This window comes from Xenorhabdus vietnamensis, from assembly GCF_002127535.1.
In the GTDB taxonomy this organism is placed as follows: Bacteria; Pseudomonadota; Gammaproteobacteria; order Enterobacterales; family Enterobacteriaceae; genus Xenorhabdus; species Xenorhabdus vietnamensis.
Map to the genome: position 1 here is coordinate 1 of NZ_MUBJ01000047.1, position 7,779 is coordinate 7,779.

Sequence of the window (7,779 nt, forward strand, 5' to 3'; positions counted from 1 at the left end):
GACGGCCTCAACTAAAGTCCGGATGTATGGCTGCAATCTTAACCTGGTTCGGGTCATAACAAATGATTGTTTGGCAAACAAGGGGCGTCCATGTATGCACGATAAAGTGATTGGCACTTTCATTGAGCGTGAGAACTATTTTTAATAAGAGATCTAACTATTTAATACACAACCTGGAAATCAGTATCTAAATACCTTTTCATAATAGTGAGAGTATCAGTATGTGGTGTTCCTTACCCCGCGTGTCACACGGAGTAAGGAGTACTCCTATCATTTTTAAAAGCTATATATACCAATCTAACTTGAAGATGCAGGTTTCAAAATCTGAAAATTGTCAGTCAGTCGAGTCGTAAGTTCTTTCCCTTTTTTTGGCAAAGTGACATGAAAAAAGTGACGAAGGGTTTCACGGAACGTCTTCGCATTCGGAAAATAGACATTATTACGCACTTGCTCATTCATATACTTCCATAATCGCTCTATCGGATTGAGGTTTGGGCTGTAAGGCGGTAGGTAATGCAATTCAATATTAAGGACATACGCAATCTCTTTCACCAACACGGCCCGGTGGTAACCCGTACCATCCAGAATAATATGAATTTTTTGCGAAAGTGGGTAAGTTTCCCGGATTGCCCCGAAAAAATACGCGATGTTTTTAGCATTGATGCTCGAATATTCACGGATCACGGTGTCTTCAATGCGTTGTAAATTGAGAGCACCCAGAATATTGAGATGAGTACGGCTGCCGGTGGTTTCGACCACTTTTACCTGATTTTTTCCTGCTTTCATCCAGCCATAGCTGAGCTTTGTGGACTGTGAGGGATGCACCGCATCAATAAATAGGAGCGGTTCACTCTGACCTACTCCGTTTTTCAGAAGCTGGTAGTCATCAATAAATTGTTGCTGTTTATCCGCATCGAATTTATGCGGAACGCCCTTTGGTTTCTTGTAGCTGAAACCTTGGCGGTGAAGCCATTTTGTCATGCCACCCACGCTGAAAGACACCTGCCAACGTGCTTGGACATAGGCCACAATTTGAGTGGTAGTATGCATCAAATTGGCCGTCAAATAATCAATCAGGTCGACGGTTTGTTCGGCAGAGAGATGGCTTTCAGAGCCGCCATTTTCCGGGGTGAGCTTTTCCTGAGCGATGAAATCTTTTAGGTGACGGCTTACCGTACTCTCATGAATACGCAAGGCCTGTGCAATCATCTGAGCTGTCCAGCCTTCAGAGGCCAAAAGCACGGCCTTGATGCGATCACAGACTCGGCTATCACGAGTGGTATCATGCATCAATTCAAGGGCACGTTTTTGTTCTGGTGTCAGATGAATTTTCATGGTTGCAAGCATGATCTGGTTTGGGTGATAAATCAAGCATCTTCAATGGCGATTGGTATAGATACAAATAGTAGCATGGGGGAAAAATATAGTGTTCTACAAATTTATCCCCACCTTAGCTTGGTTACAGAAGGCTATTTGAATATAAACTTATAATCTATAATATAAGAACCCAGTTTATTAATACGAGCGGTAACCCATACTCCATTCATACCTTGATTTTGTTGATTGTGTACATCTAATTTATTTGTACAAAGTTGAATCCAGCGACCTGTGTGAATATCTTTGATCCACAACCCGGCTTCACAGCTACCAAATCTAGTAATAGCAGGCCCTGGAAATGTCACTTTATAATCAGATTCATAGTGAATGATCTCCCCTGGAAACAGATAAGTACAGACATCGTAAATATTTATAATACAAACAAACCCAAGACTAAACCCACAAAAAAAAGACTCCATAATATGTTTTGAAGGACGATAATAGGCTGCACGAACAGCTAAGATAAGACCGATAATGGTTGCAAAAGTAATATATGTTGTCCACTCTGGAATGGAGTCACTTAAAACTGTATGACGCCCAATGTTGGAAGCCCAAATCATATACCAAAACCAGAATGCTATAATCAAAAATATAAAAACCAAAAAAAATTTTATTTTTTTTCTTTTCTTTTTTCTGGAATAAAAACCATTATTCATGTCATTTTCCCTATTTTTATACATTTTTCATAAAAACTTATGTTAAAGGATTTTTCTTTGATTCATCAATAGTCTTGTAGCTTGATGAACTAGCTATTTGGCTATTTTTGTAGCACTCATTTCTTCCCGAACCTGATCCCCTCAAACTTAGTTTCTAGTCTTTCTTTATTACGTTAACTGTCAACATATAGTTATTTGTGATAGAAAAAAGCTTTATCGCATTTAAAGCCGATAAAGCTCAAAGATGAATTCTGCTTAAAATGGAATCAATCGATCTCGTGTGTTATATCAAAATAAGCCACTTCTGATAATGAACATTCTTCTACCGATATAATTGATGACGCAATGAAAACAGCTGGTTTTTTGTTTTTATCAATATATGGGATAGTTATTTCCAGTGTTTGGGTATATAACTGCCCAGATTCTTTAAGAAAGATTGGTTTATCCCCTTTGACTAATTTAGTTCTCTCTATTAAAGAAGAAGTTGCTTTCATTCGATCAAAGCTTTTATCTTTACGGAAAGAACTATTTATAACATATTGAGATGCCCAAGATTCAGGAGTTGCACAATAGTCTAAAGCATTTTTTGTTTCATCGTTTGTCAAAGATGAAGATAACGCGATGCCAGGAATAAATAGCATTGCTATTAGGATTATTTTCTTCATGTTACTCTACCACTAGTTCCCAGGGCGCGAGCACACTATTTTTACTGATTTTTAAAGATTAATAATTTCCAGTATGTCATTTTTATAGTTTTATATCGGGTAATAATTGAACTAAATCACAGTTCTTTAGACATTTATAGTTAACAAAAGAGTTAAAAAACAATATTGACATTTTAAGTACAAATATTAATCAAAGTATGCTCGCGCCCTGCACTAGTTCCCTATCCATAGAATCAATGACTTCTCTTCTAGCATGCTTTCCTACTATGATGCAACCCTCTGATGCTTGCCCGGGATTTTTTATACTATCACCATGAATTCTAAAAAGGGTTCTTCCGTACATATTATTGCAATCACACGGTTCTAAGTGGATAGTCATATCGCCCTTACTATTTGTATACCCGCCTATTGTATACCGTCCTCTTGGGATTGGTCCCCAATTAGCTATGTGTTCTGATCCGGGATCGTTTTTATGTTTTCCTTTTCCGCTATATCCACCCCGATAAACTAATTTGTCGTTATGATAGAAGTCACCTGAATATTGATGATAAATCCAAACCATTTGAAAACTCCTTTTCAGATTAAAATATAGAAAATAGAAATTAAAGTAAATTAAATGCAAAGCATTTAATTTACTTTATCATTCATTTATAAAAGTATTCAACAACTCTGAAGAAAAAATTTCTAGCGCGCTATTAATTCACATTATAAAATTCCGAATTATATTTTTAATTTAAGTTAGGCTAATGCAGTGTTGGTCTTAAGCCAGTCTAATATATTTTTGATTTCATCATATCTGGAATTATTTAATTTCCGTCTGTTATGTTATATTTATAATACTTGAGTCAAATATTCAGAAATATGAAGAGTTAGCAAGCATCCCTCTGATACCAATAAGTCCTACTCTGCCAATTTATAAGGAGCCTCAGTACAGCATTATTGATTGTGTTGTCTTTCAAAGTGATGATTTAATGATCGGCACCATCTTTTCGAGATAAATTAGGAGAATGTAAATGAATAATCTGATTCTTCCCCCTGATATGTTGTTGAAAGAGGGACAAGCCGTATTATTAACCCCAGTAGATCTAACCAAAGAAGATTCATCTCTGCTGGATTTACTACAACAGCAAACTGAAGCAGAGGGTAATCTCGCACAATTAGCCGGACCAAATTGGTATCGTGCTAATTCAGGGCCTAAACCAACTCAAGGCGGAATGTTTATTCCTGGTGCAACTCTGGCCCCTTTAAACGGACAGACTCCTTCAGGAATTGTAAGCAGCATTCTGTGTAACTATAATCGACTTAATTGGGCTGGTTGGCAAAATCAAATCACGCTGCGTCTTTATATTACCACTCCGAATAATTCTGCTGCATGGGAAGCATTTTTGGATGTGGCCAGCGGCTCGGCCACTGTCAATGCTACAGGCGCGAATATCCCAGCCGATTGTAGAATTACTCTGCAAATGAAAGTTGGAAATATCACGGGTGGGTTGTATCAGCCACCGTATATTTCAACTTATGATTGTACGGTGTATTACAACTAATATGAACGGCTAAGAACTTGCCTTTGGTCTCTATTTTATGGAAGAAACCAAAAGGAAACTTTTTCAGTGGTTAAGTCAATTAGTTGTTCTACATAGCAGTAAAAGGGATGGGGATATACGTAGTGCCCCTCCCTTAACTATTGTATACATTAAAGCGCTTTCCTAACAAAATAAGATAAGTCTGTTTTGACTGATAAGAGTTAGTTAATGCCGCGCAAGAGCGCGGCTATGTTCATACAATGGAGAAACTATGGATAAAAAATTGTTTAATAATTTGGTTGAAAGCATGAATCAGATGGTAGCGATTGAAAAAGGTGAACTTGCTATTCCTGATAAAAATATCCATCACCAATGTCTATCTGATATAAAAAATCTGAGTGAATTTACTGAAACTGTTGGTAACTCAATTTCCTTAATTCAAAGCGAAGAATTATCAGGAACCAAGCGATAGCTCAAACTTCTGACCCTATCACTACACTATTTTAGCGATTTCCCCACTATAGTGACCACCACCTATAACAATCACCTGACCACTAGCGGTAATGTGTTCAACAACCGCTTTTGCAATGGCTTCGGCTAAGTCGTTCATTCTACCGTGTTCATTGGCTGCAAAACCCAATGAAATCAAGTTTACTTCAATCATTCTTTTCAGTTGACTGCTGTTTAAAGCCATTATTTACCCGCCGTGACTCGTAATGAAAAATCAGTGTGTGGTCTGCCAGTAAAGGAGCAAAGGCACTCAGCTGTAACCACTCCTGCTCCTTTGTTTAGGTGAATACTTGTTGCATCTATATAAGCAGAACCACTCACATTAATACGCCAGAATCCACCGACTCTCTCAGTTAAATGATTGCCTGCGTTATTTATGATGTTACCGCCGGAGTGATTTTCTATATCTCCGGTTGTCGAGTGATGGCTATCACCTTCAACATGCAAAATTGAGTTACCCCGTGCATCAAATTCAAATGCAGTGCCTGTGGGCATATGGGTAAGAGAGCGTAAAAATGTATGGGGCACTCTGTTCAGTCGGCGATAGAATGAGCAACTAAACGTACTTATCGGGAATCCCCTATATCGTTAAAGTGGCTCTTCAGGGTATCAGTCCTATGGTCTGGCGGCGATTCAAGTTGTCAGGTGAGATTTCTTTAGCGGATCGCATAAGTGCCCCAAGCTTTTTTATGCTCTCCTTCAACGCGGCTCCGGCGGGTGAAATAACACTGGAGGCAGTTAATTACCTGGCGGCAATTCAGGGAACCCGCAGACAACATCTTGATGATGCGCCAATAGATGTGATCACCGGCCCATGGAAACGACTGAGTTTTGATAAAGAAGGCCATCTGTTCCGGCGTGGCTACACCCTCTGCGTCATTAATAAATTGCAGGACAGTCTGCGACGGCGAGATATTTATGTCAGCCAGAGCGAACGCTGGGGAGATCCAAGAACCAAACTCCTCCAGGGGCAAGACTGGCATACCAACAGGGTGCAGGTTTATCGCTCTCTTGGTCATCCTCTCCAGGCCGGAGAAGCCGTCAGCGCACTGACCCGACAACTCGACACGGTGTACCGACAGGTTGCGAAAAATTTTCACGATAATCATGCGGTCGCGCTGGATTTTTCAGGTAAACGCACGAAATTGACTATTTCTCATCTGAATGGGCTGGATGAATCTCCGGCGCTAAAATTACTTACGGTGCGTGTAGCTGGCCTGTTGCCGGTAGTGGATCTCACGGAACTCCTCCTTGAAATTAATGCACATACGGGCTTTGCAGACGAATTTACCCATGCCAGCGAAGCGGGATCACGCATGGAGGACCTCACCGTAAGCCTCTGCGCGGTATTGCTGGCTGAAGCCTGCAATATTGGCATGGAACCCTTTATTCGCCAGAATATTCCGGCGCTGACACGCTATCGTCTGAACTGGACAAAGCAAAATTACCTCAGGGCTGAAACACTGGTAAAAGCCAACGCCAGGCTGGTTGATTATCAGTCATCATTGCCTCTGGTTCAGAAATGGGGCGGTGGTGAAGTGGCATCCGCTGATGGAATGCGGTTTATTGCGCCGGTACGAACGGTTCATGCAGGTCCTAACCGAAAATATTTTGGCTCCAGTCGTGGGATCACCTGATACAACTTTATTTCTGATCAGTACTCTGGATTTCATGGCATTGTCGTTCCTGGCACGCTTAGAGATTCAATATTTGTGCTGGAAGGGTTGCTGGAGCAGCAAACCGGGCTGAACCCGACAGAGATTATGACAGACACGGCCGGTGCCAGTGACCTGATTTTTGGTCTTTTCTGGCTGCTGGGATATCAGTTTTCTCCTCGTCTGGCGGACGCCGGAGCCTCCGTATTCTGGCGGGTGGACAAAGACGCTGATTATGGCGTACTGAATGACGTCGCCCGCAATGGCATCAATGTACAGAAGATCGAACAGCACTGGGACGACATGATGCGCGTGGCGGGTTCCCTGAAACTGGGGAAAATCCAGGCATCAGTTTTAATCCGTTCGCTGCTGAGCAGCGATCGTCCTTCAGGGCTGACGCAGGCGATCATTGAAGCAGGCAAGATTAACAAGACACTGTACCTGCTTAATTATATCGATGATGAAGACTACCGCCGTCGCATTTTGACACAGCTGAACCGGGGAGAAAGCCGACACGCTGTCGCCAGGGCAATTTGCCACGGACAGAAAGGCGAAATCAGAAAGCGTTATCAGGATGGCCAGGAAGATCAACTGGGTGCGCTGGGGCTGGTGACCAATGCTGTAGTGCTCTGGAACACGATTTACCTGCAGGCCGCGCTGACACATTTGCGTGATGAAGGAGATATCATTAATGAAGAGGATGAATCCCGGCTGTCACCACTTCGTCATGCGCATATCAATATGCTTGGGCACTATACATTCACACTGGCAGAACAGGTAACAAAAGGACAGCTCAGACCATTGAAGCAAGCGGATGAACCTGGCGAATGGCCTTTATAACATCGTTATCTGTGACGATATTCTTGCCATCATGGTTAAGAAATGTACTTAGCGTACGTTTCCGTCCGGTTGGGCTTCAGACCCGGTGACATGCTGAAAGGGCAATTCCAGCGGCTGGACGGGAATAAAGCCGTGGGTATTAATCGCATGACAAAAGCCGCTTACGGTGAACACCTTGATGAGAATATTCAAAGTCTCATTCTGCGGATACGCAGAGGAACGTATCATCCGAAAGCAGCCTGTATTACTGAGATCCAGAAAGAAGACGGCAGTAAACGGCCTTTAGCTATTTCGTGCATAGAAGATAAACTGATCCAGCTTGCGGTCAGTGATATCCTCAGCCGAATTTATGAACCGCTGTTTATGCCCTGCTCCTACGGGTTCCGGCCGGGATTAAATTGTCATGCGGCATTAAGGGCACTACAGCAACAAACATTCAGTAACTGGAATGGTGCTATAGTGGAAATCGACATCCGAAAATACTTCAACATGATACCGCATATCGAGTTGATGGATCTGCTTCGGAAGAAGATATCAGACCGCCGTTTTCTCA

The 7,779-nt window shown here is 41.8% G+C and carries 8 protein-coding genes and 2 pseudogenes; 4 read left to right on the forward strand and 6 right to left on the reverse strand.

Going from position 1 to position 7,779, the window contains the following annotated elements:
• Positions 1 to 297: 297 nt before the first annotated feature.
• From Xvie_RS19525 to Xvie_RS19540, 4 genes are all read right to left on the reverse strand, one after another.
• On the reverse strand, positions 298 to 1,335 hold the full coding sequence (locus Xvie_RS19525) for an IS630 family transposase (protein ID WP_139838911.1): 1,038 nt from the start codon (positions 1,333 to 1,335) through the stop codon (positions 298 to 300).
• A 134-nt stretch (positions 1,336 to 1,469) separates the two neighbouring features.
• A complete protein-coding gene (locus tag Xvie_RS19530) occupies positions 1,470 to 2,033 on the reverse strand; it encodes a hypothetical protein (RefSeq protein WP_244175743.1) in 564 nt (187 codons plus the stop codon).
• 266 nt (positions 2,034 to 2,299) lie between these two features.
• Positions 2,300 to 2,698, reverse strand: a complete 399-nt coding sequence (locus tag Xvie_RS19535; RefSeq protein ID WP_139838912.1) for a hypothetical protein — start codon at positions 2,696 to 2,698, stop codon at positions 2,300 to 2,302.
• 190 nt (positions 2,699 to 2,888) lie between these two features.
• On the reverse strand, positions 2,889 to 3,260 hold the full coding sequence (locus Xvie_RS19540) for a tlde1 domain-containing protein (RefSeq protein WP_086110787.1): 372 nt from the start codon (positions 3,258 to 3,260) through the stop codon (positions 2,889 to 2,891).
• A gap of 451 nt (positions 3,261 to 3,711) precedes the next feature.
• On the opposite strand from Xvie_RS19540, the gene Xvie_RS19545 reads away from it, so the two are divergent.
• Positions 3,712 to 4,242, forward strand: a complete 531-nt coding sequence (locus tag Xvie_RS19545) for a hypothetical protein (RefSeq protein ID WP_086110788.1) — start codon at positions 3,712 to 3,714, stop codon at positions 4,240 to 4,242.
• Positions 4,243 to 4,492: 250 nt separating this feature from the next.
• Complete coding sequence (locus Xvie_RS19550; RefSeq protein ID WP_228864123.1) at positions 4,493 to 4,693, forward strand: hypothetical protein; 201 nt, start codon at positions 4,493 to 4,495, stop codon at positions 4,691 to 4,693.
• A 21-nt stretch (positions 4,694 to 4,714) separates the two neighbouring features.
• On the opposite strand, the gene Xvie_RS19555 is transcribed toward Xvie_RS19550, so the two are convergent.
• Together Xvie_RS19555 and Xvie_RS19560 are read right to left on the reverse strand one after the other, a co-directional pair.
• Positions 4,715 to 4,915, reverse strand: a complete 201-nt coding sequence (locus Xvie_RS19555) for a hypothetical protein (RefSeq protein ID WP_086110789.1) — start codon at positions 4,913 to 4,915, stop codon at positions 4,715 to 4,717.
• Positions 4,915 to 5,226: a hypothetical protein gene (locus Xvie_RS19560; protein WP_208612648.1), complete on the reverse strand. Its 312-nt coding sequence runs from the start codon at positions 5,224 to 5,226 to the stop codon at positions 4,915 to 4,917. Before Xvie_RS19560 ends, Xvie_RS19555 begins: the two co-directional genes overlap by 1 nt.
• Before the next feature lie 197 nt (positions 5,227 to 5,423).
• Here Xvie_RS19560 and Xvie_RS22385 point away from each other — a divergent pair.
• Positions 5,424 to 7,226, forward strand: a pseudogene (locus tag Xvie_RS22385) (Tn3 family transposase); the annotation flags it as partial.
• Positions 7,227 to 7,313: 87 nt separating this feature from the next.
• Positions 7,314 to 7,779 (forward strand): annotated as a pseudogene (locus tag Xvie_RS19570) (reverse transcriptase domain-containing protein); the annotation flags it as partial.

Excerpts from the sequence above, each read along its gene's own strand:
- Xvie_RS19525 (WP_139838911.1), bottom strand. The coding sequence starts at position 1,335 with ATGAAAATTCATCTGACACCAGAACAAAAACGTGCCCTTGAATTGATG.
- Xvie_RS19530 (WP_244175743.1), bottom strand. The coding sequence starts at position 2,033 with ATGAATAATGGTTTTTATTCCAGAAAAAAGAAAAGAAAAAAAATAAAA.
- Xvie_RS19535 (WP_139838912.1), bottom strand. The coding sequence starts at position 2,698 with ATGAAGAAAATAATCCTAATAGCAATGCTATTTATTCCTGGCATCGCG.
- Xvie_RS19540 (WP_086110787.1), bottom strand. The coding sequence starts at position 3,260 with ATGGTTTGGATTTATCATCAATATTCAGGTGACTTCTATCATAACGAC.
- Xvie_RS19545 (WP_086110788.1), top strand. The coding sequence starts at position 3,712 with ATGAATAATCTGATTCTTCCCCCTGATATGTTGTTGAAAGAGGGACAA.
- Xvie_RS19550 (WP_228864123.1), top strand. The coding sequence starts at position 4,493 with ATGGATAAAAAATTGTTTAATAATTTGGTTGAAAGCATGAATCAGATG.
- Xvie_RS19555 (WP_086110789.1), bottom strand. The coding sequence starts at position 4,915 with ATGGCTTTAAACAGCAGTCAACTGAAAAGAATGATTGAAGTAAACTTG.
- Xvie_RS19560 (WP_208612648.1), bottom strand. The coding sequence starts at position 5,226 with ATGCCCACAGGCACTGCATTTGAATTTGATGCACGGGGTAACTCAATT.